The following is a 26,968-nucleotide window of genomic DNA, read 5'->3' as shown; positions in this document are numbered from 1 at the left end:
TAAGTCTGAAATATCCTTTCTTTTAAAACAAACACAAACACTTAAAGATTCTAACAGATGAACCTAAAAAAACTGATTCCTTTAATTGGGTTGGTATGCATTTGTTTGGGAGTTAATGCTGAAAAACTTCCATCAAAAACTAAAGTTAATCGCAGTATTGACTTTGTAAGTAAACACTTATGGAGAGGTAGTCATAGTGGTACAGCACCTACTATTGAGCCAACGCTGGAGATTCAAACCGGTCGTTTTACATTTGGTGCATGGGGAGCTTATGCAACAGATGATAGCTACCAGGAGGTTGACTTGTATGTTTCGTATAACACTCCTCTATTTCAATTTAGTGTTTACGATTTCTATTGTCCACGTCCTAATTTCGAAAAATCGAAATTTTTTGATTTCGATAGCGAAAACTCTGTTCATTTGTTTGATGCTACAGCTAAGTATAAGGGTTGTGCAAAGTTTCCTGTTTCTGTAATGGGATCGGTTCTTTTCTATGGAGAGTTTGATAAGGATGAAAATGGAGATCAGAATTATTCTACTTATTTTGAGTTGGGATATTCGAACTTAATTGGTGGCAAGAAATTCTCTTATGCACTAGGTTTTTCACCATTTAAAGGAATGTATGACGATAAATTTAATGTAGTAAACATGAATGTTACCATGTATGATGAAATTAAATTAACAGATAAGTTTTCATTGCCTATTCGTGGTGGATTAACTCTGAATCCGGCAACAGAAAAGTTATTTCTTACTTTCGCGGTAACATTGAAATAAGATCAGGTATTGATAATATTTACAAGGCTTCCTTTTGGAAGCCTTTTTTGTTTTAAAAGAATTGGTGATATTTAATCTTTGCAAGAAAACTACAAATGCTGCCTTAGTCTCGTTTTAGAAGCAGTCATTTACATTTGGTAAACTCCTTGGTTTTAAAAAAATGAAAGCCTTGCTTTTGGAGCTTTCTTATCAAAGATTGTAGTTTTATATCAATAGTTATATCAGAAGATTAAAAAAGAATTTGAATGAAAGCATTAGATAAAGTCCATGAGTTTCACGATGCCTTCGGGGTAAATGTGGAAGAACAACCTAATATTCCAAGTGTTGAACGCTGCGAGTTACGACAAAATATTATTCAGGAAGAAGTTGATGAGTTGAAAGCTGCTTGGGAATCGGGTAATATTGTTGAAGTTGCCGATGCATTGGCAGATATTCATTATGTAGTTATGGGAACGGTTTTGGAATTTGGACTTCAGGACAAATATGCTGAGATTTTTTCAGAGGTTCACCGCAGCAACATGAGCAAATTAGACGAGAATGGAAAACCTTTATACAGAGAAGATGGTAAGGTGATTAAATCTACTTTGTACACAAAACCCGATATCAAGAAAATTATAAGCAAATGAACTTGAAAAAATATCATATAGATGCTTTTACGGATAAGCTGTTTGGTGGGAATCCTGCATGTGTAGTTCCTTTGGAAGAATGGCTTTCAGACGATTTGTTACTGAGTATTACAAAGGAGAACAATTTGGCAGAGACCGCTTTTTTTGTACCTGAAGCCGATCGTTTTCACATCAGATGGTTTACACCAGAGATCGAGATGGATCTTTGTGGGCATGCCACTTTGGCAACGGCTCATGTCATTAAAAAACATTTGAATTATCCGGAAGATAACATTCGTTTTACATCAGCTAGTGGAGATTTAGAAGTTGCTTTTGAGGGTGATAGATATGTACTGGATTTTCCTTCCAGAATGCCTGTGCCAACTTCCTTGCCATCTATTATTGAAGACAGTTTGAATATTAAACCTCTAGAGGTGTACCAATCTAGAGATTATGTTCTTTTGTATGAAAATGAAGACGATATTCTGGCTTTGGAACCTGATGAAAATAAATTGAAAGGAATTGATTTGGGACATGGAGGAATTGTTTGTACCGCCCTTGGTCGGGAAGTTGATTTTGTTTCTCGATTTTTTACTCCGGGAGCAAGCATTTTCGAGGATCCGGTTACTGGATCGGCACATTGCTCACTGATTCCCTTTTGGAGCGAAAAACTTGGAAAGAATGAATTATCGGCTAATCAATTGTCAGACCGAAAAGGTGTGCTGTATTGCACAAATGGTAAAGATCGGGTAAAAATAGCTGGTCACGCAGTAAGCTATAGTGTGGGAGAAATCTATTTAGATTAATTTAGAAATGTTAAATAAACTAAAACGACCTTAGAAAACTAATTTTAAGGTCGTTTCTGTTTATAATAATATGTAGTTTTGGTTATGATAGAATTCAAGACAGATCCGCAAACAGTTAATGATTTAAATTTATTACCGAAACATCATGGTGATATCTCCATTCTAAATTTATTCAATTCAACAAAAACAAAAGGAGGTTACAATGCTCTGATTCATTTAATGGAAACACCATCAAATGAAATTGATGTTATTAATAATAGAGTTGAGACAATTAAATTTGTGGGTAAGCTTAAGGAACATATTATTGTGTGTTTAAATGACAATGTGCTCGATATTTTAGAGTATTATCTGAATCAAAATACGGTGCCACTTCGCGATAGTTTTATTGATGCATTGAGTGATCGAATAACTTATTTCTTTAAGCCTAATAATGATTACTTTATTGTTTCGAGAGCTTTGGAATATATAGGAAAACAAATTTCAAATTTACATGTACTTGTAGAACAATCAGGTGCAAAACTTCCTGAGTTTTTTGAGGAATTAAAGACCGAAATTCAACAGTTAAGAACGGATGAAAACTTGAAAGGATTGCTAAAACCTAATAAAAAGAAAGTTTCCTTCAGGCAGATGAATCGATTTGATTCCATGATTAGAAAGAATTATGTAGAGTTGCTGCAAAGAATAATAAAGAGAACCTATTTGCTTGATGCTTATTTGTCTGTATCTAATTTTTATACGAAGAGTAGTTTCCATTTTCCTGAAATGAAGAATTCTGATGTTCCCGGGTTTAAGGCAAAGGATATATTTCACCCCTTTGTAGAAGCACCTGTTCCTTGCAGTTTCGAATTGGGAAGTAATAATAACCTTTGTTTTTTAACAGGAGCCAATATGGCAGGAAAGTCTACGTTTTTAAAAGCGGTTTCCTTATCCGTTTATTTGGCACACATAGGTTTTCCTGTTCCAGCTAAAACTTGTAAGCTGTCTGTTTTCAACGGATTGTTTACTACCATTAATTTGTCCGATGACATCAAATTGGGCTATAGTCATTATTATAGCGAGGTGAAGCGAATTAAAGAAACCGCTTTGAATTTAAAATCTCACAAAAAGTTATTTGTTATCTTCGATGAATTATTCAGAGGAACCAATGTAAAGGATGCTTACGATGCCAGCTTATTGATTACAAAAGGCTTTTTAAAATCGAAAGGATCCTTATTTATAATTTCGAGCCATATCTCCGAAGTGGGAGATCAATTGAAGGAAGGAAGTTTAGCTGATTTAAAATATTTTGATTCTCGATTAGAAGGTGATATTCCTATTAATACCTATCAACTTGTAGAGGGAATATCAAGCGAACGTCATGGACTGGCAATTGTAAAGCGAGAAGGAATTGTAGAACTTTTAGAAGCGTAAGAATGGATTATATTGAAGAAGAAGTTTTCGAAAATCAGGATTTTTCGACAGCAGAATTACCAAAGGCTGAATATGACAATTGTAGGTTTGTAAACTGCAGGTTTGCCAATGCTGATTTATCGAATGTTGTTTTTTTGGAATGTGAATTTGATTCCTGTGATTTGAGCAATGCCAAAGTGAATCATACGGCCTTTAGGGATGTTCAATTCAAATCGTGTAAAATGTTGGGCATTGCATTTCAGGATTGCAACAAGCTATTGCTTTCTTTGGGTTTTACCAATTGTATGCTAAATCTAAGTTCTTTTTACCAACTCAAACTAAAAGCAATTCGATTTGTAAACTGCCAGTTAAACGAAGTTGATTTTGCAGAAACTGATTTGACTCAAGCTTTATTTACGAATTGTGATTTGGCAGGAGCTGTATTTGAGTTTACCAATTTAGAGAAAGCAGATTTAAGTTTGGCAAGTAATTATTCCATTCATCCCGAGTCGAATAAAATAAAAAAGGCTAAGTTTTCCAGGCAAGATTTAGCTGGCTTGTTACAGCAGTATGATATTGTAATAAAATAAAGAAACCCACCTGTTTGGTGGGTTTACTGTATTTATACTTGCTTACATTAAGCTGCAGATTTGCTTAATTTTTTTGCCTTTGGAAAATCAACAGGAACTTTTGTCAAGTTGTGAGTGTAATTGGTGAATGATATTTCCATTACAACTGCCAGAAAATCGATTAAGGCTTTCTCATTGAATCCTGCTGCATAGAAATTTTCCAAATTACTTTCACTGGCTCTTCCCCTGTTAGTAGCTACATCAGCAGCAAGTCTGCTTAAAGCTTTCAATTTTGAATCTGCAATACTTCCTTCACGCAGCTGAATGCTTTCTTCTTCTGTAAAGCCATTCATTTTTGCTATTGCTGTATGGGCAGCCAAACAGTATTCACATCCATTTACTTCCGATACAGCAAGTTTAATGGCTTCCATTTCTTTTGCAGAAAAACTTTCTTTACCAGCTTTACTCGAAAAGTTCAGGTAATTTTCTAAAGTATCACTCGAGTAAGCAATGGTTGCATATAAATTAGGAATCATACCCAATTGACCTTTTACATTGTTTAGAATGCCTTGTGCTTTTTCGTCAAGCTGATTTACTGTTGGTACATTGATTGTTTTCATCTCTCTATCCTTTTATAATTAATTTGTTATTACAAAAGTGCAGGAAATAAAAAGTGGAAAGAATGGCAATTCTTCCCACTGGCTTGGCAATTTTTCCTTTTACTTATAATCCATAAGTTTTTTTCATTGTCTCCTTTTCATGATACTTAAGCAATATGCCTGTGGGTTTAAGCTTAATTTATTGTGCTTTTTTAAAATCAGTTGGACTTTTACCAACTACTTTACTGAAAAAACGACTAAACTGGGCCGCATCATCAAAGCCTAGTTCATAGGCGACTTCTTTTGCGGTTTTATCTGTATGAATAAATAGTCTTTTCGCTTCTAAGCCAATTCGCTCCTGAATTACCTGCAAAGGAGTTTTATCATTATACTCTCCAAATAAATTAGAAATGGTTTTGGGTGATTTATTTAGCAATTCGGCGTAATCAGCAACTTTGTGTTTCTGTTTAAAATGCATTTCAACCAATACATTAAACCTTCTGATGATATCCAATTTATCCTGATTAATATCTGGATTTGTCAATGTTTTTCGAGCCAGTCTGGTACATTTAATCAAAAATCTTTTAAGCAGTACCTGAAGCATCTCTCCCTGTATGTGGTCCAAATTTTCAAATTCTTCAAGAATCACCTTTATCAACAAATCAAAGCTTTCCTGCTCTTTCGAATCCAATGAAACAATTGGAACCTCAGATGATCCAAAAAACAAATATCCATAGCATGATACTTCCTGATCGTGTTGTTGAATACAGTAAAATTCCCGATTGAAAGACAGTTGGTTTAAAGTGGAATTTCTTTCTGCCACCTCAAGTTGATTAAGAGGTGTGAGAAATAGAATTTGGTTCTCCTTAATTGTGTAGGCAATTCCATCAACAATTAAACGTGAACATCCGCTTCGCTGCCAAAATATTTTGTAAGTCTGGTTTTCGTTTTGTATTTCATTCGAAAATGAAAAGTAGGATGAATCCTTTCTGTTTGAATAGATATGAAGCATTCGTAATATTTAAACGTTAATGTACTCGAAACCATCGCTTGGATTCAATAACTGATCTTCTCGCTTGTTATGCAATAGAATTTTGTATTCAAGATATGCCTTAAGGTTGGTCATCCAAAATGTCCAACCATTGCTACAGCCTACGAAATTATTCATTTTGCTTGTCTCATCTGTTTTAATTTTACTTTGAGTAAGGCAAACTAAGGTCATGCCTTTTTCTCGTGTTAGTAATACTTCTACTTCATTATCAGCGAAAGCAAAAACGACTTTATCTTTTCCGTTGGTTTCTATTATTTTTCCTTTCTCCACACCTTCCCAATTGTACCATTGCCACGAATAGGTATCACCAGTTTGAATAAATTCTTTACTTGCTCTGGGCAAATTGTTTTCTGATTTGAATTCCGCTTTCTTCAGAAACCATCTTTCCAGTTTGTGTTGAGTTGCCCAGCATTTGTATACTTTATCGATGGATGATTTAATATGAATCTTTCGAACAAATTTCGTCCAATTTATTTCTTTCATAACGGTTTACCCTTATTGTTTTGTTCGATTTAAAATACAAAAAAAGGAACAAATTTCTGTTCCTTTTCTTTCTGGTTGAAATATTTTTATACTTCTGAAGGATATTCTTTTTTGAATTTATCCCAATATGTATTTAATGTTGATTTCATATCCTTATGCAGCATTAATATCCCGATAAGGTTAGGCAGTGCCATTAGAACGATGGTAATACCTGAAATTGTCCAAATGATTGTAGTATCGGCAAAGGATGCAATAAAAAATCCAATACAATAGATGATGCGATAAGGAAGCACTCCTTTAACCCCAAACAGGTAGGTAACTGAACGTCCTCCGTAATAGGCCCAGGCAATTGCAGTTGAAAAGGCAAACAAAAGCAGTCCAATGGAAACAATCCATTTTCCCCAGTCGCCCAATAAGCTTCGGGTAAATGCTTCGGCGGTTAATGGTGCCGAGTGTACCAGCGAGTTTCCTTTAAATATCACACCATTTTCTGATAAATATTTTCCATTGGAAATGGCAACTATACCATTGTATAAATTGTCTTCTGAGTCATAGATTTTAATATTCTCTGCTACAGAACGGGCATTAATAATGCTTAATTCATTTTTGATTTCGCCATTCTCGACAAGCAAATCACCGGTAAACAGAGGTAAGTCTGAAGCTCCACCTAAAAAGTGATATAGTTTTTCGCGATCTTCCTCATTTGTGTCATCGTATTGATCTGCCATTACCACCATATCGGTAGCTTGGAATTGGTTTGGTAATTTTTCGGTCCACACGCCTGATGATAGAATCACCAATCCTGTAAGGGTACAAATTACGATGGTATCGATAAAAGGCTCAAGAATAGCCACCATACCTTCCGAAACAGGCTCTTCGGTTCTTGCAGCGGCATGTGCAATTGGTGCAGATCCCTGACCGGCTTCATTACTAAACAAACCACGGTTAACCCCTTTGGTTAGGGCGTAAGAAAAGCCAGCTCCTAAGAAACCTCCAACAGCAGCTGTTCCAGTAAATACATTGGTAAATATTGATACGAAAGAAGGAATAATGTTTTCGTAATTGTAAAAGATTACTGCCAATGCACCTACAAAATAAATAATGGCCATTGTAGGAACCAGTTTTTCGGTAACCTTGGCAATACGCTTAATTCCACCTAAAATTACAAATGCCAATAAAACGGTAAGAATTCCTCCAACCAACATCTTGTTAAAACCAAATGTAGTAAACATGGAGTTGGAAATGGAGTTAATTTGAGGCAAGCTACCTGTACCGAAAGATGAGAAAATGGTCATGACTGCAAAGATTCCAGCCAACCAACGCATATTCAACTTGTTCTTCATGTAGTACATTGGTCCACCCGAAATAAATCCTTTTTCGTCGGTTTCGCGATATTTATGAGAGAGCGTTACCTCTACAAATTTGGTTGTCATCCCTAAAAAGGCTGTCACCAACATCCAAAATAAGGCTGCCGGACCTCCTAAATAAATTGCCAATGCAACACCAGCAATATTTCCTGTGCCAACGGTTCCCGAAAGTGCAGTAGTTAAAGCTTGAAAATGAGATGCATCACCTTTTTCACCAGGTTTGTCATACTTTCCGGTTACCACCTTTAAGGCATGTTTAAAAAATCGAAATTGGGGAAACTTTAAATAAATGGTATAGAACAAGCCAGTTCCGATTAATAAAATTGGAAACCATTTGCTTCCTCCTAAAAATCCTTCAATTAAAGTTAGAAAATCATTAAGGTTATGCATAAATATAGGTTAAATTGGTAATGGGTAATAGATTCATTTTTTTGAAAGTCATCTAAGATAAGAGTTTATTTTGAATTGCCATATTTATGAAATTTGGAATGAATATATTGCAGATGTCTATGTTAATCGTCCGTGATCATAATTTTATCGAAAAGAAATTGAATTCAGCATCTAAATCCATAAATTTAATCTTTGATTTTTTTCTTACATGAACCAACCGTCCTTTACGGACTTTTAACTATATCAAAACAACAAATAATGAAAAGATTAATTTACGTATTGATATTTTTTGTAGCGCTTAATGCCAGTGCTCAAAACAATATCGATTTTCAAAAGCCTCCAAAAGAGATTTTGGAATTGGCTGATGTGGAGAGAGCCCCATCGGTAATTTTGGATAACCAAAAAGAGAATATGATTCTATTGTATAGAAGTGCATACAAAACAATAGAGGAATTATCGCAGGAAGAAATGCGTTTGGGAGGATTAAGAATTGATCCTAAAACCAATATTGGCAGCAGAACCAACTATAGTAATAATATTAAATTGAGAAAGTTAAAGTCTAAATCAGATGAAGCTATCCAGGTAAAAGGTTTGCCAAAGAATCCAAGGTTAAGCAATTTTATTTTTTCTCCGGATCAATCTAAATTGGCTTTTACAAATACAAGTAGCCAAGGGGTATCAGTTTGGATTTTGGATGTTGCAACAGCATCGGCAGCTCAATTAACAGAGCCAAAAGTTAATGCCAATTTAAGAGATCCAATCAACTGGTTTAAAAATGAAGAGGCAGTTCTTGTAAAATTCGTTCCAGAAAATAAAAAGGAATTAATTAATACTAAAAGTTCGGTTCCATCAGGTCCTACCATTTCTGAAAATGCTGGTAAAAAAGCACAAAACAGAACGTATCAGGATTTGTTGAAAAATAAAAATGATGAGTACAATTTTGAACAATTGGCACTTTCTGAATTGTACAAGGTTAAAATGGATGGAAGTTCTGAAAAGTGGTTGCCATCAGCAATGTACAAAGGTGTTAATTTTTCTCCTGATGGGAATTACCTTATGATTTCGGTAGTTGAAAAACCTTTCTCTTACCTGGTTCCTTATTACAGATTCCCTTCAAAAACTACAGTATATACAAAGGATGCTAAGAAAGTAGAAGATGTTTTAACAGTTCCTTTGATTGAAGATCTTCCACAAGGATTCATGGCAGTTCGTACAGGAAGAAGAAATGTGAGCTGGCGTTCAGATATGCCTTCATCTTTAATTTATGTAGAAGCATTAGACGGAGGTGATCCAGCAAATAAAGCGGATTATCGCGATGAAGTTTTTCAGTTAGAAGCTCCATTTAAAGGCAATGGAAAAAGTATTTTGAAAACCATAAATCGTTTTGCAGGAATTGAATGGGGGAATGAAAACATTGCAATTGCGTATGATTATTGGTGGAATACCAGAAATACAAAAACTTATACATTTAATCCTTCTGACGCATCAATTGCTCCAACAAAAATTAGCGATAGAAATTACCAGGATCAGTATAGTGATCCAGGAAACTTTGTATCTGCCAGAAACCAGTATGGTAAATATACATTGGCCTTAGATGGCGATAATGCTTTCCTTTTGGGAGACGGATATTCTAAAGAAGGACAATTCCCATTTTTGGATAAGTTTAATTTGAAGACTCAAAAAACAGAAAGATTATATCAGTCAAAATACACTGATAAAATAGAAGATTTAAGAAATTTTGATGTCAAGAAAAAGGAACTTTTGGTTAGAATCGAATCTAGCTCTGAATATCCTAATTACTTTTTTAGAAAATTAAAAGGAAAGAAATTAAAGCAGCTTACATCATTTGAGAATCCATTTAAAAGCATTGAAGGGGTTCATAAAGAAGTAATCAAATACAAAAGAGAAGATGGAGTAGAGCTTTCAGGTACTTTATATCTGCCAGTAGGATACGATATGGAGAAGAAAGAAAAAGTTCCAATGATTTTGTGGGCATATCCAAGAGAGTTTAAAGATAAGAGTAGTGCAGGACAAACTACTTCTAATTCAAATGAGTTTACCTATTTGTATTGGGCATCACCACTTTTTTGGCTAACACGTGGATATGCAGTTTTGGATGATGCAGCTTTCCCAATTGTTGGTGAAAGTGATGAAGAACCAAATGATACTTTCCGCACTCAGTTGGTAGCTAATGCTAAGGCTGCTATCGATGCTGTTGATGAAATGGGTTATATCGATAGATACAGAGTAGCATGCGGAGGTCATAGTTATGGTGCATTTATGGTTGCTAATTTGCTAACACATTCCGATTTATTTGCAGCAGGTATTGCTCGTAGTGGTGCTTACAACAGAACGCTTACTCCTTTTGGTTTCCAAAGCGAAGAAAGAAACTACTGGGAAGCACCTAATGTGTATTATACCATGTCTCCATTTATGCATGCCGAAAAAATGAACAACGCATTGTTGCTAATTCATGGTGAAGCAGATAACAATTCAGGAACTTACCCAATGCAAAGCGAGCGTTATTTTAATGCTTTAAAAGGATTAGGAGCCACTGTTCGTTTGGTGATGCTACCAAAAGAGAGTCACTCATATCGCTCTAAAGAGAATATCATGCACATGCTTTGGGAACAAGATCAATGGCTTGAAAAGCATGTTAAAAATCGCAAAAAAGAAATTGCTGAAAAGTAATGAACAAAAGATGCATTAGTAAAAGCTCACACAATTTAGTGTGAGCTTTTTTATTGTTTTTTAATTAGAATTATACTAAATACATGACGAATATTTTTAGTATCATAAATAATAAATATATTTACTACACATAATTCTAAAGGGGAGAAAGCTGAAAATCTTAAGAGTAGGCAAAAACTTAAACTTTTAACACATGAAAAAAATATTTTTATTAATGACGATCCTGTCAGTTTCCTTGCTGACTTTTGGACAAGAAAAGAAGAGACTCAAAGAAGTTGGTCTGGTTTTTAGTAATCTTGATGAATTTGGGTTTGTATATAAAGTTGGTCATGAAAAGTCAATGTGGAGGTTCAATGTCATTTCACTAAACAATTCAAAAAGTGATGTTGAAGAAGTAGGAGAAATGGATAAGGAGTATAAAAATACAGGTTTTAACTTTAGCTTAGGGAAAGAATATTATAGTCCATTAACATCTAAATTTCAATTTAAATATGGTTGGGATGTTTTTTATAGGTTTAGTAACCATAAAGAAAAAGATGTTGTAAATAATTTATGGACTAAAGCCAATAAGTTAGAAAATAAAAGCAAATACTATGGAGTAAACTTTATTTTAGGTGTAAATTACCCTATTAATGATCATATTGTGTTGGGAGCTGAAGTTACTCCAGCATTCAGTTGGGATAAGACAACGCGAGAAGTTAATGATGAAAAAATTTACGAAGACAAAGGACATAGTTGGGGATTTTCAAATAATCATGCCAGAATAACACTTGCATACCGATTTTAAATGTGTGTAAAATTCATAAAGCTATATTTTGACTATTGATTATATTTTAAAAAGGAATAGTTCTTTTAATGAACTGTTCCTTTCTTAATTATTTTATGGATGGATTCCTACTAGTAAAAGATAAAGAGGAAGCTGAAAATCTAAAGAGTAAGCAAGAATATTTACAATTATTTCATGAGATTAATTTTAACAACAATTTGTATTGTAATTATTAATAGCATCACTTTTGCTCAGAAAAGAGATATTACAGGAGCAGAAAGAAATTTAGCGATTGATACTGGAAATAAAGCCATTGAGAAAATTCAAAATCAGGAATATAGAGAAGCTTTTCCGCTACTAAAACAGACCATCCAATTAGATTCTACACTTAGAAAACCTTACCTGTATCTGTATACAATCGCATCAAAATGTGAGGAATACAGAGATTCTTCTTTGTGTTTACTTAACAAAGCCAATTCATTGTTTCAAGAAGATGATGAGATTTGTTACTACATAGGAGAAATTTATCGAATGAAGGGAGAATTGAATAAAGCATTTTTAGAGTATAGCAAAGCCATTAGTTATAGTAAAAAGAACGGGGAGGAATTGTATTTGGTTCCCCATTACTATTTCAACAGAGCTAGCATTAGTCTCCAGAAAAAAAGACTGTCTTCTGCAGCCATTGATTATTCTTATGCAATAAAATTAAAGCCAGGATATACTGCTGCCTATGTAAACAGAGGCATTTGTTGGTTTCAAATGGGTAGAAAAGAAGATGCATGTACTGACTGGAAATCTGGTATGGACTTGGGGTCGGATTATGCCAAAGAGTGTTGGGAAAAAAATTGTGAAGAAAAGGAATAGAATTAATATACTGAACAGATAAAGGGAGAGTCATTATTATGACTTCTCCCTTTCTTTTTTGCCTATCCGTCACTTTTATTAATTTTGCAAGGAATAAACTAAGACAGAAAGATAGCGCGTGATATATCCGGAAAATTTTGAGACAAAACTTAGGTTCGATAAAGTAAGAGAACTGGTTAAGAAACAATGTTTAAGTTCACTGGGAAGAGATTTGGTTGATGAAGTTCGATTTTCGAATTCATACAAGAATGTGAATCGAATGGTGAATGAAACCAACGAATTTAAAACCATTTGCTTAGAGGAGGAGAATTTCCCTTTGGGATACTTTATTGATGTTCGTGGCAGTTTAGAGAAAGTTCGAATTGATGGAACTTATCTGGAACTGGAAGAACTATACAATTTAAAACGATCTTTAGAATCCATTTCTTCAATCTTACGATTCTTTCAAAAAAAGGAGGAGGGTGATTATCCATACCTGATGAAATTGACCGGGAACGTGAAAATGTACCCTTATATTTTCGATAGGCTTAATGGAATTATTACGAAAAACGGAAGAATAAAGGACAATGCCTCTCCGGAATTGCAGCAAATCAGAAGCTCTTTAATTCAAAAGCAATCTACCATCTCAAAACGAATGCAGTCTATGCTTCGCGCAGTGCAGAAAGAAGGTTGGGTTGATCAGGATGTAGCCCTTTCGGTGCGTGATGGACGTATTGTAATACCAATGCCTTCAGCCCATAAAAGGAAAATTAAAGGGATCGTTCATGATGAATCTGCTACTGGTAAAACATCATATATTGAGCCTGCCGAAATTGTTGAAACCAACAATGAAATTCGAGAGTTGGAGTATGCAGAACGTCGCGAAATCATTAAAATATTACAAGAGTTTACAGCCCAACTTCGCCCGTATATCGATGATTTGTTTTTGGCCTATGAATTCATGGCTAAAATCGACTTTATTCGTGCCAAGGCCATGTTTGCCATTCAGGTAAAAGCTTTATTGCCAAAGATGGTTAAAACGCCAACTTTGTTGTGGGAAAAGGCTGTGCATCCCCTTCTGTTATTAACTCTGCAAAACGAGGGACGAAAGGTAGTGCCATTAAGTCTTCAGATATCTAATGAGCAAAGAATAATTCTGATATCAGGACCAAATGCCGGTGGTAAATCGGTTTGTTTGCAAACAGTTGGTTTGTTACAATACATGTTCCAGTGTGGATTTTTGGTTCCAATGGAAGAAGAATCCAAGATTGGGATTTTCGATAAAATTTTCATTGATATTGGGGATGAGCAATCCATAGAGAATGACTTGAGTACCTATAGTTCTCACTTGATGAATATGAAACACTTCCTGCGTCACTCTGATACAGATACCTTGGTGTTGATTGATGAGTTTGGTACGGGAACCGAGCCTGCACTAGGGGGAGCCATTGCTGAATCGATATTGGATAAACTAAACAGGAAAAAAGTTTGTGGGGTAATCACAACTCACTATTCAGGTTTGAAGCACTTTGCTTCGGAAGCTGAAGGAATTGAGAATGGTGCCATGTTGTACGATTCGCATCAGATGCAACCACTGTTCCAATTGCAGGTTGGAAAACCAGGTTCTTCTTTTGCCTTCGAGATTGCCAGAAAAATTGGCTTGCCAGAGGAAATTTTAAAGGATGCAACTGAGAAGGTTGGTGAAGATCATATCAATTTCGACAAGCACTTGCGTGATATTGTTCGCGATAAACGATACTGGGAAAGCAAGCGTGATAAAATTCGTCGTAACGAGAAGAAGTTGAATCAATTGGTTGAGCAATACGACAAGGAGCTGAAAGATGCAAGTAAGCTTCGTAAGGATATTATCGAAAAAGCGCAGCAGGAAGCTAAGGATTTATTGCAGAGTGCGAATAAGACCATAGAAAAGACCATTCGTGAAATCAAGGAGAGTAAGGCTGAGAAGGAGAGAACCAAGAAGGCAAGAAAACAGTTTGAAGAAACGAAGGTACAGCTAACTCAAGCCGAATTAGAGGAAGAAGAACGTATCAATCGCAAAATACAGAAGCTTAAAAATCGCGAAAAGCGAAAAGGTCAAAAAGGAGAAGCAGCAGAAGTAACAGAAAAAGTTTCAGCTTCGAAACCAATTGCCAAAACCAAGAAGCAATTCAATCCGGATGTGATTGAGAAAGGTGATATGGTGAAGTTGGATAATCAGAATACTGTAGGGGAAGTAATTGAGATTAACGACAAAACCGCAGTGGTTGCCTTCGGAAGTATTTTAACTTCGGTAAAGGCCAAGCGCTTGTCTAAGGTTTCCAAGTCGCAGCTTAAAAAGCAGGAGAAAACTTACAACCAAACTTCGGCTTTGGTTCAGGAACGCATCTCGAAAAGAAAGTTGAGTTTCCGTCAGGATATTGATGTGAGAGGAATGCGTGGTGATGAGGCATTGCAAATTGTAATGGATCATGTGGATGAAGCCATAATGTTGGATGTGAAAGAATTTAGAATTCTTCACGGAACAGGACATGGCATTTTGCGCCAATTGATTCGCGATTACTTGCAAACCGTTGATTTGGTTCGCCATTTTAAAGACGAGAGAATTCAAATGGGAGGATCAGGAATTACCGTTGTAACTATGGAGTAATTCCTATGATTTAGATATAAAGAAAGGAAATCTGAATTTTCAGATTTCCTTTTTCTATTAATAGATGATTGAATTATTTTAATCCGTCATTAATGGCTTTCGCATAGGAGCTGGATTTGCCATAGGCCGCACACTTTTGAATGTCATCGTACAACCAAATAAATCCACCATCGATATTCTCTTTTTCGCTTGTAATTTTTTCACCAATCGTGGCTGGATTATCTCCATTTTGGCAGTTTTCACCATTTCGGCACCAAAGACCATACGATACTTTTAGCTTTCCAAAGTACTGGTTCCATTCAGCAGGCTTATTTTTGGCTCCCCCGGCATAACATTGCAGGTAAACACGGTCGATTGTTCCTGGCTTTTTTGCTTCAACTTGTTCGTAAACCGATTTCCAATATTCAGTTTCGTTGTAAGGACACAAGCCAACTTTTAATCCCATATCAGCCAACATTAATGTAAACTCAACGGTTGAAGCAACATCAAAAGTAACTTCATCATCGTAGTTAATTGCTGTAGCACCAGTTATATCTTGCAATTTTTGAATCGCCTTATATAATTTTGTTTCAGGTCCGGTGCCTTCTTTGGCAATTAAATCCTTAATTACTTGCCACGATTGGGCTCCCCAGGCACCAATTCCCAATTCTATTCTATCAACAGAAGTTGGAGTTGTAGTCAACTGTTCCAATCTGGATTTCCACTCAGGATCACCAATAAATTCACCTTCCGAATTGATTATTGGGGTATCGTTGTAGTTCATACTTCCATCTTCTTTGATGTGGATAGTCCATAAAATTACAGTTGAAAAACCTGATGATTTTAAATCGTTGATCACTTCCATACCACCAGTATAAAAAGGGCCTCCACCAAAAATCGCAGAATATTTTCCAGCCGGAGAACTTGGTACTTCCTCTTTTTTTACATCGGTATTGCTATCTGATTTGTCACAAGAATTACACGAGGCAAGACCAATTAAAATTAGAATGTAGAATAACTTTTTTAGAATTGTCATTTGAAATGTATTTAATGATTGATGCTCAAAACTACACTTAAGGACTTAATGGAAGAGTTAATTCTTGCTTAATCCTGAATAATTACCATTAATGTATAAAAAAATGCCACCTCTAACGAGATGGCATAATTATTTAGGTGTGATAATATTTTAATAAAGTATCATACTTACCAGAACATAAAGGTAGTGGGCAAAGGTACCCGCTAAAATACCTCCTATGGTATGTGAAAGTAAGGCCTTAGAAGTTAGTTCGCGATAATTTAAGGTATCCAACATTGCTGTGTGTGTACTTAAATATCCACTCCAGCACATTCCCATTGCAGTAAAAACGGCTACAACATTTCCATCGATAATTCCTTTGGCCAAGAAAGCTTTTACCAGCGATAAAGCAGCACCAACAGCACCTAATGATGTAACTGGAAAGGCTATCAATTCAGGGAATTTGAATCCAAATAATCCTTCGAATAACCACCAAACATATCCAGCCAGTTTAGGCAGCAATGGTACACCTTCGTATGCTAATCCCTGGTATCCCATTGTAGGATCTTTCGGTCCAAATGTTAGCATCATTACCATGGTAGAAATGATCAAAACACCAGGAATAATTGCCAAACCAAGATCAACACCTGATTTACCACCATCCAAAATCGAGTTCAGGAATCTTAAGAAAACGCTACCTTCCGATTTAAAGCTGATTTTCTCGGTTGCACCTTCAAAATCATTGTCGGTACGCACAGGAATTTTTCCTCTGATTAATCTTTGCATTAATCTGGTTGAAACAACAGCTCCAAATAGAGCTCCAACCAAACCAATTAATGCTGGAATAAACATGTTTTCATCGTTACCAGGAATTTTAAGAGTTGACATGAAGGTTATCACGATCAAACCCATACCGAAAGCTGTACCAAAGTTGGTTAATGATACCAATTGGTAGTTTTTGAAATACTTGCTAAAATTTTTGTCGTTTGCCAAGCTGATAATAGCTGGGTTATCCGATAAAAAGGTAAGAACACCAGCCAATGCTCCAACTCCAGGCAAATTGAATAATGGTTTCATCAATGGAGCAAGCATTTTCTCCAATAATCTTACTACACCAAATTCGATTAATAGTTTTCCTAAAGCGCCGGAAAGAACAGTAATTCCCATAATGTAGAATACAGTATTCATTAGCAAATCCCATGCTGTTTGCATAATTGTATTCAGCATATTGGAAACACCCATTGTATGGCCAATGTATCCAAAAATCCCGAAAAATGTCAGAAGAAACATTACGGCTTCGTACCTTCGTTTCTTCAAAAAATCTGTCTCCTTGATAGATTTAATTGCGTTCATAGTTTAGGTTGTATGTTTGAGTTTGTTATTCGCTGCAAATGTATATTATTAAGGTAGTTTTTTTATATGATCTTTATCAGCTTTTTAAATATCTTAATATGTTGCAAAATCATATTGTTTTTTGTCATGTTTATAGTTCGTAAAACAGTCTAAATTATGGCTTGTTGATAAATTCTTCTTTATTCTTCAGCTGATTTGTACTAGCTTTGTCATCCCAATTAAAATTTCGGCATGTCAGCAGCATCAAACGCATTAAAAAAAAATTTCGGATACGATAAATTTCGTCCATTGCAAGAGAAGGTAATCAATTCAATTTTGCAAGGGAACGATGCTTTGGTGATTATGCCAACAGGTGGAGGGAAATCAATATGTTATCAGATTCCTGCCATTATCATGGAAGGAGTTACCATTGTTGTTTCACCTTTGATCGCTTTAATGAAAGATCAGGTGGAAGGCTTGCGTGCAAATGGTGTTTCTGCTGATTTTTTGAATAGTTCGCAAACCACTAATCAACAGGCCGAAATTATTGAAAAGCTTGTTGCAGGTCAAATAAAATTACTCTATGTTTCTCCGGAAAAACTGGTGAGTCAGGATTTCTATTATCTGATGTTACAGCTTAAAGTAAATTTGTTTGCTGTTGATGAGGCTCATTGTATTTCGGTTTGGGGACATGATTTTCGTCCGGAGTATACGAAAATGGCCTATCTGAAGAAGCAATTTCCTCATGTGCCAATCGTTGCTCTAACAGCTACAGCAGATAATCTTACACAAAAGGATATTGTTTCTCAGTTAAATCTAACAGATCCTGAACGATTCATCTCTTCTTTCGACAGGCCAAATTTGAGTTTAACTGTTGCTCCCGGGCGTGATAAGTTCAAATCCATTTTGGGATTTCTTCGCCAACGTCCACATCAATCAGGTATTATCTATTGCCTAAGCAGGAAAGCCACGGAAGGTCTGGCCGAAAAATTACGAAATGCTGGTGTTAATGCTGCTTATTATCATGCAGGTTTATCATCCGAAGAGCGTGCCAAAAGACAAGAGGATTTTATTAATGATGAAGTACCTATTATTTGTGCTACCATTGCATTTGGTATGGGAATCGATAAATCAAATGTACGTTGGGTAATTCATTATAATTTACCTCGAAATATAGAGTCCTACTACCAGGAAATTGGTCGTGCCGGACGTGATGGCTTAAAAGCGGATACACTTTTATTTTATAGCTTTTCGGATGTAATTGTACATCGTAAATTTATTGATGAGTCTAAACTTAAAGAGGTTTCGCATGCCAAACTGGAACGCATTCAGCAGTTTTGTGATGCTCAAATATGCCGTCGAAAAATTTTGTTAAGTTATTTTGGTGAACACCTGGAAGAGGATTGTGGCAATTGTGATGTTTGTAAAAATCCACCTCAATTGTTCGATGGAACCATAATTGCACAGAAAGCTTTTTCAGCAGTGGTTCGTTTGCGAGAACAAGTTGCCGCGGGAACTTTAATCGATGTTTTACGAGGTTCTTCACGTCAGGATATCATTAGCAAAGGATACAACCAAATTAAAACCTATGGAGCAGGAAAAGACATTGCTCATCAGGATTGGCAGCAATATCTGCTCCAGCTATTAAATCTTGGCTATATAACTGTTGCTTACGATCATGGCAATGCCTTGCGATTAACCGAGCAAGCCAAAGAAGTACTTTTTGGAGAACGATTGGTGAAGTTGGTTCATTTGGCTTCAATGAAATCGGAGCCTGTGATTAAACCAATTGAGAAAAAGACAAGCAAGCAGCTTGATCGAGAAGGTTTGTTTGAAGCTCTTCGTAAACTGCGATTACAAATTTCCAGGGATGAGAATGTTCCACCATATTTGATTTTCTCAGATGCCACATTGCATGAAATGACACAGGATAAGCCAACCAGCGAATTTGAGATGAAATTGATTTCGGGAGTTGGAGTTCGTAAATATCAGCTTTATGGAGAATTGTTTATTAATGAAATCTTAAATTTTCAGCAAAGCAAAAATCGCGATGCCAAAAAAAGCGGAGAATCATTTTACAAAACTTACGAATATTACAAGCAAGGGTTTTCGGTGGATGAAATTGCCAGTATCCGAAAAGTAAATCCGGTTACGATATATTCCCATTTGGCCTCTTTATTTGAAAAGGGAGCTGATATCGATTTATATGAATTCTTTAGTTCACGTGAATTAGAGCAGATTGAAAATGCATTTCGTTCCCTAAACTATACAGAAAATATCAAAGAATTGTACATGTATATGGGCGAGGAAATAGAGTATTACAAAATACGATTGGCCATTTCATATCTTAAAGTAACTTCTTCATAATCTTGTGTTATTGGAAAATAATTATTGATCATTGAAATGTTTTTGTTAAATTTAGAGTTCAATCTAATTAACCTGTACCTTTAAATTTTAACTAAACATGAAAACAAGATTAATTTTAAGCATTGCCATAATGGTTATGTTTATGGCGGCATGCAATCAGAAAGTTAATTTACCAGATCCTCCGCTTGCTCAAAAAATCCCTAAAGAACTAAAAATTCACGACCATACCAGAATTGACAACTATTACTGGTTAAATCAACGTGAAGATTCTGCAGTTATTAATTATTTGACTGCGGAAAATGATTACTGCGATGCAGTTATGAAACATACAGAAGAGTTTCAAACGAAACTTTTCGATGAAATGGTTGCTCGAATTAAAAAGACGGATGAATCAGTTCCTGCAAAGTCAAACGGATATTATTACTATAGCAGAACCGAAGGTGATGCAGAATATCCTTTGTATTGCAGAAAAGAAGGGGAACTGAATGCTAAAGAGCAAATCATGTTAAATGTTCCGGAAATGGCTAAAGGATTTAGCTATTATAATATTGGTAGCTATTCAGTAAGCGAGGATAATAAGATTTTAGCCTACTCAGAAGATACTTTAAGCCGAAGAAAGTACACTATAAAGTTTAAGAGCTTGGTTGGTGATAAAGTATTTACCGATGAAATTGCAAATACAACAGGAGGAATAACCTGGGCCAGCGATAACAAAACCGTTTTTTATACGGTTAAACATCCGGAAACACTCTTGCCTTACAAAGTTTACAAGCATGTTTTGGGAACTTCTTCAAAGAAAGATGAATTGGTTTATGAAGAGAAGGATAATACTTTCTATACTTTCTGCTATAAAACCAAATCGAGAAAATATATCATGATTGGGGTTAGTAGTACCGTTTCTTCGGAATACAGATATATTGATGCAAGCAAGCCTAATAGTGAATTTAAGCTTATTCAGCCTCGCGAAAGAGATTTGGAATATGGAATTGCTCATTATAAAGATCATTTTTATATCAGAACAAATTACCAGGCGAAGAATTTCCGCATGATGAAAACTCCTGTGGATAAAACTACAAAGGAGAACTGGCTTGAGATGATTCCCAATAGAGAGGATGTATTCTTAAGCAATTTCGAGATTTTCCAAAATTACCTTGTTGTAGGGGAGCGTAAGAATGGATTAAATCAACTTCGAATTCGCAATTGGGAAACAGGAAAAGAGCATTATCTTGATTTTGGCGAAGAAACTTACGATGCATGGATTTCTGCTAATCCTGAATTTGAATCAGATGTATTGCGTTATGGATATACTTCGCTAACTACGCCTGGTTCAACCATAGATTACAATATGGGAACAAAAGAGAAAACAATTATGAAGCAACAAGAGGTTCTTGGCGGTTTTAATAAAGACAACTATGAAGCCAAACGCTTGTGGGCGACAGCAGAAGATGGAACAAAGGTGCCAATTTCTTTGGTGTATCGAAAAGACAAGTTTCAAAAAGGGAAAAATCCTCTTTGGCTATCTGCTTATGGCTCATATGGATCTAGTTCGGATGTTTACTTCAGTTCGGTTCGCTTAAGTCTATTGGATAGAGGTTTTGTGGTTGCAACGGCTCATGTTCGTGGAGGTCAGGAAATGGGACGCTACTGGTATGAAGATGGTAAGCTATTGAAAAAGAAAAATACATTTACCGATTTTAATTCTTGTGCGGAGCACATGGTTGCAGAAGGATATGCAGCTAAAGACAAGGTGTTTGCCTGGGGAGGAAGTGCCGGAGGATTGCTAATGGGTGCAATTGTGAATATGAAACCAGAACTTTATAGAGGTGTAATTGCTGCTGTTCCATTTGTTGATGTGGTAACTACCATGTTGGATGAGTCTATTCCTTTAACTACAGGCGAATTTGATGAATGGGGAAATCCTAAGAACAAAGAATATTACGATTACATGTTATCTTATTCGCCTTACGATAATGTAAAGGCACAAAACTACCCTGCTTTACTGGTGACAACTGGATTGCATGATTCGCAAGTGCAGTATTGGGAACCAGCCAAATGGGTAGCTAAACTTCGAGATCTGAAAACTGATGATAATCCATTGTTGTTAAAAACCAATATGGACTTTGGACATGGTGGAGCATCAGGAAGATTTGAAAGACTAAAAGAAGTAGCTTTAGAATATGCTTTTGTTTTTGATCAGATAGGAATTGATGAATAAAAAAAATAAGAATGTTAATGGAAAAGCGCTCGTTTCGGGCGCTTTTTTTGTATATTTAAAATTCGATTCTGACTATAAAAAACAATTACGCTTATGATTCGAACCTTAATTATTGATGATGAGATGAAGAGTCAGGCAACTCTTCATAAGTTGCTTGAGAAATATTGTACTGGGATTGAAATTGTTGGGTTTGCACATAATGTAAAATCAGGAGTTGAATCAATAAATGAATTGAATCCGGATTTGGTTTTTTTAGATATTTCTATGCCCGATGGTGATGGATTTGAAGTACTACAAAAGATCAAAAGTCGTGATTTCGAAGTGGTATTTACAACTGCTTTTAATGATTATGCGATAAAGGCTTTTCAATTTTCAGCTTTACACTATCTGTTAAAACCAATTAATTACATAGAATTACAAGCTGCGGTTGAACGCTATAAGGAAAATCATAAAGATTTGGATTTGAATGAAAAGATTCAGGTATTGTTCGATAGTTTGAATAATCAGAATAAAAAGATTGTATTACCAACTTCCAATGGCTTAAAGGTAGTAGAGATCGAAAAGATCGTTTATTGCAGAGCCGATGGTAGTTATACTCACTTTTATTTTTTGGACGAGGAATCTATTATGGTTTCAAAAGCCTTATCTAATTTCGAAGAATTGCTTCCATCTGAAATGTTCTGTCGAGTACACAACAAGCATTTAATCAACTTAAATTTTGTTGATAATTACGTAAAGGGAAGAGGAGGAAAAGTGATACTTGAGAACAAAGAGGAAATTGAAATATCGGAGGGTAGAAAAGCCGAATTCCTAAAAAGATTAAAGAATATAGCTGATTTTTTACCAGATTCTAAAAAATAGAAATACGTATTCACAAACTCAAATTACGTATTCGGAAATTAGTATTACGTAGTGGCGAATTATGCATTGAAAAGGCTGTTTTTCTTCAGTATTTTCACGTTGAAATTGAAGAGCCACTACTATGATTGAACAATTAAAATCTGAAATTCTCAAAAAATTTGGTGAAGGTTTGGTTTACACCAAAGATTGCAAATTTTTAGCAGATACAATTTGTGAAGAAACAGGTAGCAGAATCAGTACTACTACAATTAGAAGATTATTCGGTTTTTTAAAAAGCACTACTACTCCTGCCAAATACACATTAAATATTTTATCTGGTTATCTGGGTTACCAAAGTTGGGAGCATTTTTGTAATTATTGGGAATATCAACCAAAAGAAGAAATTGCACCAAAAGAAAACTGGTCTGATTTTTATAAAAAAGCAATCTCTTTTAGCACGGATACTTACAAATATATTTCGGGTCAATCTGGAATTCCGTTTAATGCGGTAACTCCCAGAGAAGAGGCAGAACTGAGAATAGATAAGTTTTTGAATTCAGGCAATAGTGCCTTGGCATTTATTGCGCCGGGTGGATTTGGAAAATCAACCATGATTGCCAAGTGGTTTGAAAGAAAATGGCTCAATAAGAAGAACGATGATGTGATTCTGTTTTTGAATGCATCTATGATGATCAGCTTTTTGAATGCAGATTTTAAGTTGGAAGATTGGTTGCAGGATCAGCTTAAGTTTACACAGAAAGATTCTTTAAAATATTTCCTTGAACATCCTAATGCGTGTGAAAGTAGAATTATTTTCGTGATTGACGCATTAGATGAAATTACGTATGATAATTTTAAATTAGAGAGGGTTTTTTTACAGCTTAAGCAGTTCATTTTAAACTTTAAGGATTCAGACAAAGTTAAGCTGATTTTGACCTCAAGAAATACAACCTGGCAAAAATTTGCTATGCCTTTTGTTTTTCAATCAAATGCTTTGAAAGATTGTTGGTACGATTTAAATGATGACTCCGAAAAGATAAACGAGGCAAATATTCCACCATTAAATCATAAAGAGATTCAAAGAGTTCTTGAAAAAACTTTAAATCTTCAATATGCACCCAGTGTTAGTGTTGATGACTTAACATACTTGCAGAAGAAAGTAATTTCTAATCCGTTTTTTCTGGAATTATTTATCAAATTATTTTCACCCAATAACATTCATAAACTAAATAAAGGATATGAGTTGATGCGAGAGTACATTAAGAATAAGGTTTATTACTCACGCTATTCTGAAGAGAAAATTGATATTTTGTATTCCATTCTGGAACTAATTAATCATGGTAAGGAAGGAACATCTGCAAAAAAACTGGAACTAAGGGAAAAATATCCAATTCATCTAAAAACAGCTGGAGATTACTATGCTGCTTATCAGGAACTTTTGTCTTTTGGAATTATTACGGAATATATCTCTACCAATAAAAAGAACAATTATTGCAAATATGTAAAGATTACCAACGAGGTACTATTTGAAACATTAATTGGAATAAGCCTTATTGAGAAGAATGGAGAATTGGATTTTGAGCTTATTAAAAAAGTTGATAAGGATTATCAGGGCTATGAGTTGAAAAATAGATTGATTTCCTATTTGCTGGAATCAGCATTTTTGAGTGGTAAACACATGGAATTAAAAAATCTGTTTGAATTAAGTGATGATACCATTTCTGCTCCATGTGTATTGGAAACCATTTTTAATTCTTCTATTTATACAGAAAAATACAAGTTTGAATTAATTCAGCATTTAGCTGAAAATAAGAAGTCAGAGAAAATATTCTCGAAAGCATTTTCGGATACTTTAAATGTTAAAGATCAATCGAAGGAAGTTCTGGAAATATTTGCGAAAAATGGTGCTACAAAAAACTTAAGAATTCGATCTTTAAGCTTGCTATTGATGTCTGCCATGTTTAGTTATGAATCAGATAAGGCAACGGATTATTACAATGAATTGGCACAGGAAGAAGCAGATACAAGCTGTTCAGGTTTTACAATAGCAATACGATTGGCAGCAGTTTTAATGTACAATCATTTTATTGGTAATGATACTGATGATATAGAATTGTTTAAATTGTTCTATTACCGGGAAATGGCATATTTAAAATATGCAGAAGTAAATAGTGCAATTGATGGAGAATTTGAATTAATTCTTTGCATGGCATTAACTTATATGGAATCATACCACAAGGTTTTACAATTGGTAGATGATGCGGAACATCTGTATAAAAGTGAAGGAGATAAGACTTGGTCGTCGAATTATAAATTGCTACAATGCTATAAGATTTTTGCACAGTATTCACTGGGAATGACGATAAGTAAAGAACAAATTGACTATTTGTTAAACAGTAAAAGTGAAGTTAACTCATCTCAAAATTACTACCTACAAATATATTATAACTCATTTTTGAGTACTTGTTACCAGGAAAAGAACAAGGTTCAGAAAGTTGAGGAATTTTTTAACAAGGCAATTGAGTTAAGCGAATTCACAAAATATCATTCATGTACAGCAAGTCTTTACAGGAAAATGGCACGTTTTTACAATGGTATTAATGAGAAGACCAAAGAACAAATTTGTATCTCAGAGGAAACACGATTATTAATGAAATATGCATCTAGCTATACTTTAGAGGCATTGTTAGTATAATACTCTTCACAAATTCACTTTAATTTTAAAGCTGTTTGTTTAGGCAAACAGCTTTATTTTGTTTATTATATTCCAATTCCGCTTCAAAATTATAACTTTACGATTATTGTGATTTAGGAAAGTTTTACCCATGTATAAATGGGAACTACTTTTAAATCAAGAGTAATAAGTAGATGAAAAAAACGTTGAAAGCAATAGTTAGTTTTAACGTATTCTTAAATGATCCATGAATATGAATTTTTCTCGATATAATATGCAGTTTATAATAAAATTGAGTGCTGTTATTTTTCTGGTTTTTTGTAGTTTTTCCATTTCTGCACAAGAGAAATATTCAGTAACTGGAAAGGTGAAAATCGAAAATGGAAGTATTGATAATACATTTCTGACAATTTATAAAAATGCAAATAAATTAGAATCTAAATCCATTCCCAGCAATGGTAAATTCAATTATGAAATGGATTTTGGGCATGATTATATGTTCGAATTTTCGAAGGAAGGTTTTGTAACCAAAAAAGTTAGTATTTCCACATTTGTTCCTGAAGACGTATTGAGCAGAGATAGTCAGTTTCCCCCATTTAAGTTTGCAATTGATCTTTTCCCTGCCTATGAAGGATTAGATCTTTCAATCTTTGATCAGCCGATGGCAATGATCATGTACGATAAGGAATTGGATAATTTTGAATATGATACAGAATATGATGCTCAGATTCGGGAAGCTATCGAGAAGGCCAAAGAAGAGGCAAGAAGAAGAGCTGCAGAACTGGAAGCACAGCGACTGGCTAAAGAAAAGGCATATAATGCTGCTATTCAAAAGGGTGATATTAATTTTAGGGGAAAGAAATATGAAGAAGCCAAAATGGCTTACAATGAAGCTTTAGCTGTTAAGGCAGAAGAGCAATATCCAAAATCACAGATTACAAAGATTGATGATTTGCTGGCAGAACAGCAACGACAGGCTGATGAAGCAGCACGCCTGGCAGCAGAACAGAAAGCCTTGGATGAGAAATATGCATCCATTATTGCTTTGGCAGATTCTCAGTTCGAATCAGGAGATTATACCTCAGCAAAAACTTCTTATTCTGATGCCTTGGCATTGAAAGCAGAAGAGCAATATCCAAAATCACAGATTACAAAGATCGACGAGTTGTTGGCAGAACAGCAACGACAGGCTGATGAAGCAGCACGCCTGGCAGCAGAACAGAAAGCCTTGGATGAGAAATATGCTTCTATCATTACCTTGGCAGATTCTCAGTTCGAATCAGGAGATTATACCTCAGCGAAAACTTCTTATTCTGATGCCTTGGCATTGAAAGCAGAAGAGCAATATCCAAAATCACAGATTACAAAGATTGATGATTTGTTGGCAGAACAGCAACGACAGGCTGATGAAGCAGCACGCCTGGCAGCAGAGAAGAAAGCCTTGGATGAGAAATATGCTTCTATCATTACCTTGGCAGATTCTCAGTTCGAATCAGGAGATTATACCTCAGCGAAAACATCTTATTCTGATGCCTTGGCATTGAAAGCAGAAGAGCAATATCCAAA

The 26,968-nt window shown here is 35.2% G+C and carries 20 protein-coding genes; 14 read left to right on the top strand and 6 right to left on the bottom strand.

Annotation, left to right across the window (positions count from 1 at the left end; genetic code table 11):
* Nucleotides 1–57: 57 nt before the first annotated feature.
* From NQ163_RS07470 to NQ163_RS07450, 5 genes are all read left to right on the top strand, one after another.
* Nucleotides 58–774, top strand: a complete 717-nt coding sequence (locus NQ163_RS07470; RefSeq protein WP_268189679.1) for a hypothetical protein — start codon at nucleotides 58–60, stop codon at nucleotides 772–774.
* A gap of 245 nt (nucleotides 775–1,019) precedes the next feature.
* A complete protein-coding gene (locus NQ163_RS07465) occupies nucleotides 1,020–1,400 on the top strand; it encodes a nucleoside triphosphate pyrophosphohydrolase family protein (RefSeq protein ID WP_268189678.1) in 381 nt (126 codons plus the stop codon).
* Complete coding sequence (locus tag NQ163_RS07460) at nucleotides 1,397–2,185, top strand: PhzF family phenazine biosynthesis protein (RefSeq protein ID WP_268189677.1); 789 nt, start codon at nucleotides 1,397–1,399, stop codon at nucleotides 2,183–2,185. Before NQ163_RS07465 ends, NQ163_RS07460 begins: the two co-directional genes overlap by 4 nt.
* Before the next feature lie 84 nt (nucleotides 2,186–2,269).
* A complete protein-coding gene (locus NQ163_RS07455) occupies nucleotides 2,270–3,595 on the top strand; it encodes a MutS-related protein (protein WP_268189676.1) in 1,326 nt (441 codons plus the stop codon).
* A gap of 2 nt (nucleotides 3,596–3,597) precedes the next feature.
* Nucleotides 3,598–4,164, top strand: a complete 567-nt coding sequence (locus NQ163_RS07450) for a pentapeptide repeat-containing protein (RefSeq protein ID WP_268189675.1) — start codon at nucleotides 3,598–3,600, stop codon at nucleotides 4,162–4,164.
* Between the two features lie 47 nt (nucleotides 4,165–4,211).
* Here NQ163_RS07450 and NQ163_RS07445 read toward each other — a convergent pair whose 3' ends face one another.
* The 4 genes from NQ163_RS07445 to NQ163_RS07430 form a co-directional block, all read right to left on the bottom strand.
* Complete coding sequence (locus NQ163_RS07445; protein WP_268189674.1) at nucleotides 4,212–4,763, bottom strand: carboxymuconolactone decarboxylase family protein; 552 nt, start codon at nucleotides 4,761–4,763, stop codon at nucleotides 4,212–4,214.
* A gap of 178 nt (nucleotides 4,764–4,941) precedes the next feature.
* Nucleotides 4,942–5,754: a helix-turn-helix domain-containing protein gene (locus NQ163_RS07440; protein WP_268189672.1), complete on the bottom strand. Its 813-nt coding sequence runs from the start codon at nucleotides 5,752–5,754 to the stop codon at nucleotides 4,942–4,944.
* A gap of 9 nt (nucleotides 5,755–5,763) precedes the next feature.
* Complete coding sequence (locus tag NQ163_RS07435) at nucleotides 5,764–6,276, bottom strand: SRPBCC family protein (RefSeq protein ID WP_268189671.1); 513 nt, start codon at nucleotides 6,274–6,276, stop codon at nucleotides 5,764–5,766.
* Nucleotides 6,277–6,362: 86 nt separating this feature from the next.
* Nucleotides 6,363–8,033 (bottom strand): alanine/glycine:cation symporter family protein, encoded by a 1,671-nt coding sequence (locus NQ163_RS07430; protein ID WP_268189670.1) that lies wholly within the window; start codon nucleotides 8,031–8,033, stop codon nucleotides 6,363–6,365.
* 258 nt (nucleotides 8,034–8,291) lie between these two features.
* Here NQ163_RS07430 and NQ163_RS07425 point away from each other — a divergent pair, with 258 nt between their 5' ends.
* From NQ163_RS07425 to NQ163_RS07410, 4 genes are all read left to right on the top strand, one after another.
* Nucleotides 8,292–10,724 carry an alpha/beta hydrolase family protein gene (locus tag NQ163_RS07425; protein WP_268189669.1) on the top strand — a complete coding sequence of 811 codons (2,433 nt, stop codon included), beginning with the start codon at nucleotides 8,292–8,294 and terminating at the stop codon, nucleotides 10,722–10,724.
* Nucleotides 10,725–10,917: 193 nt separating this feature from the next.
* Nucleotides 10,918–11,511: a hypothetical protein gene (locus tag NQ163_RS07420; protein ID WP_268189668.1), complete on the top strand. Its 594-nt coding sequence runs from the start codon at nucleotides 10,918–10,920 to the stop codon at nucleotides 11,509–11,511.
* Between the two features lie 174 nt (nucleotides 11,512–11,685).
* A complete protein-coding gene (locus NQ163_RS07415; RefSeq protein WP_268189667.1) occupies nucleotides 11,686–12,354 on the top strand; it encodes a hypothetical protein in 669 nt (222 codons plus the stop codon).
* 118 nt (nucleotides 12,355–12,472) lie between these two features.
* On the top strand, nucleotides 12,473–14,980 hold the full coding sequence (locus NQ163_RS07410) for an endonuclease MutS2 (RefSeq protein ID WP_268189666.1): 2,508 nt from the start codon (nucleotides 12,473–12,475) through the stop codon (nucleotides 14,978–14,980).
* A 73-nt stretch (nucleotides 14,981–15,053) separates the two neighbouring features.
* Here the strand turns inward: NQ163_RS07410 and NQ163_RS07405 are convergent, their stop codons facing one another.
* A complete protein-coding gene (locus NQ163_RS07405) occupies nucleotides 15,054–15,995 on the bottom strand; it encodes a hypothetical protein (protein WP_268189665.1) in 942 nt (313 codons plus the stop codon).
* Between the two features lie 150 nt (nucleotides 15,996–16,145).
* On the bottom strand, nucleotides 16,146–17,327 hold the full coding sequence (locus NQ163_RS07400) for a CD0519/CD1768 family membrane protein (RefSeq protein ID WP_268189664.1): 1,182 nt from the start codon (nucleotides 17,325–17,327) through the stop codon (nucleotides 16,146–16,148).
* 231 nt (nucleotides 17,328–17,558) lie between these two features.
* On the opposite strand from NQ163_RS07400, the gene recQ reads away from it, so the two are divergent.
* The 5 genes from recQ to NQ163_RS07375 form a co-directional block, all read left to right on the top strand.
* On the top strand, nucleotides 17,559–19,673 hold the full coding sequence (gene recQ, locus NQ163_RS07395; protein ID WP_268189662.1) for a DNA helicase RecQ: 2,115 nt from the start codon (nucleotides 17,559–17,561) through the stop codon (nucleotides 19,671–19,673).
* Between the two features lie 97 nt (nucleotides 19,674–19,770).
* The gene (locus NQ163_RS07390) at nucleotides 19,771–21,888 is read left to right on the top strand and encodes a S9 family peptidase (RefSeq protein ID WP_268189661.1); all 2,118 of its coding nucleotides are present in this window, start codon (nucleotides 19,771–19,773) and stop codon (nucleotides 21,886–21,888) included.
* Between the two features lie 93 nt (nucleotides 21,889–21,981).
* Nucleotides 21,982–22,749 (top strand): LytR/AlgR family response regulator transcription factor, encoded by a 768-nt coding sequence (locus NQ163_RS07385; RefSeq protein WP_120238862.1) that lies wholly within the window; start codon nucleotides 21,982–21,984, stop codon nucleotides 22,747–22,749.
* Between the two features lie 121 nt (nucleotides 22,750–22,870).
* A complete protein-coding gene (locus NQ163_RS07380) occupies nucleotides 22,871–25,423 on the top strand; it encodes an NACHT domain-containing protein (RefSeq protein ID WP_268189660.1) in 2,553 nt (850 codons plus the stop codon).
* Nucleotides 25,424–25,655: 232 nt separating this feature from the next.
* A partial coding sequence (locus tag NQ163_RS07375; RefSeq protein WP_268189659.1) for a hypothetical protein occupies nucleotides 25,656–26,968 on the top strand: 1,313 nt, incomplete at its 3' end.

Origin of the sequence: Marinifilum sp. D737 (genome assembly GCF_026672275.1) — a bacterium.
In the GTDB taxonomy this organism is placed as follows: domain Bacteria; phylum Bacteroidota; class Bacteroidia; order Bacteroidales; family Marinifilaceae; genus Marinifilum.
The sequence above is the reverse complement of the archived record's forward strand: the minus strand, read 5'-3'. Positions and strand labels throughout refer to the sequence as shown.

What these genes read in the sequence shown, in the direction of transcription:
- NQ163_RS07405 (WP_268189665.1), bottom strand. Translation starts at nt 15,995, where the DNA reads ATGACAATTCTAAAAAAGTTATTCTACATTCTAATTTTAATTGGTCTT.
- NQ163_RS07380 (WP_268189660.1), top strand. Translation starts at nt 22,871, where the DNA reads ATGATTGAACAATTAAAATCTGAAATTCTCAAAAAATTTGGTGAAGGT.
- NQ163_RS07425 (WP_268189669.1), top strand. Translation starts at nt 8,292, where the DNA reads ATGAAAAGATTAATTTACGTATTGATATTTTTTGTAGCGCTTAATGCC.
- NQ163_RS07430 (WP_268189670.1), bottom strand. Translation starts at nt 8,033, where the DNA reads ATGCATAACCTTAATGATTTTCTAACTTTAATTGAAGGATTTTTAGGA.
- NQ163_RS07420 (WP_268189668.1), top strand. Translation starts at nt 10,918, where the DNA reads ATGAAAAAAATATTTTTATTAATGACGATCCTGTCAGTTTCCTTGCTG.
- NQ163_RS07460 (WP_268189677.1), top strand. Translation starts at nt 1,397, where the DNA reads ATGAACTTGAAAAAATATCATATAGATGCTTTTACGGATAAGCTGTTT.
- NQ163_RS07445 (WP_268189674.1), bottom strand. Translation starts at nt 4,763, where the DNA reads ATGAAAACAATCAATGTACCAACAGTAAATCAGCTTGACGAAAAAGCA.
- NQ163_RS07400 (WP_268189664.1), bottom strand. Translation starts at nt 17,327, where the DNA reads ATGAACGCAATTAAATCTATCAAGGAGACAGATTTTTTGAAGAAACGA.
- NQ163_RS07385 (WP_120238862.1), top strand. Translation starts at nt 21,982, where the DNA reads ATGATTCGAACCTTAATTATTGATGATGAGATGAAGAGTCAGGCAACT.
- NQ163_RS07435 (WP_268189671.1), bottom strand. Translation starts at nt 6,276, where the DNA reads ATGAAAGAAATAAATTGGACGAAATTTGTTCGAAAGATTCATATTAAA.
- recQ (WP_268189662.1), top strand. Translation starts at nt 17,559, where the DNA reads ATGTCAGCAGCATCAAACGCATTAAAAAAAAATTTCGGATACGATAAA.
- NQ163_RS07470 (WP_268189679.1), top strand. Translation starts at nt 58, where the DNA reads ATGAACCTAAAAAAACTGATTCCTTTAATTGGGTTGGTATGCATTTGT.
- NQ163_RS07455 (WP_268189676.1), top strand. Translation starts at nt 2,270, where the DNA reads ATGATAGAATTCAAGACAGATCCGCAAACAGTTAATGATTTAAATTTA.
- NQ163_RS07465 (WP_268189678.1), top strand. Translation starts at nt 1,020, where the DNA reads ATGAAAGCATTAGATAAAGTCCATGAGTTTCACGATGCCTTCGGGGTA.
- NQ163_RS07450 (WP_268189675.1), top strand. Translation starts at nt 3,598, where the DNA reads ATGGATTATATTGAAGAAGAAGTTTTCGAAAATCAGGATTTTTCGACA.
- NQ163_RS07440 (WP_268189672.1), bottom strand. Translation starts at nt 5,754, where the DNA reads ATGCTTCATATCTATTCAAACAGAAAGGATTCATCCTACTTTTCATTT.
- NQ163_RS07415 (WP_268189667.1), top strand. Translation starts at nt 11,686, where the DNA reads ATGAGATTAATTTTAACAACAATTTGTATTGTAATTATTAATAGCATC.
- NQ163_RS07390 (WP_268189661.1), top strand. Translation starts at nt 19,771, where the DNA reads ATGAAAACAAGATTAATTTTAAGCATTGCCATAATGGTTATGTTTATG.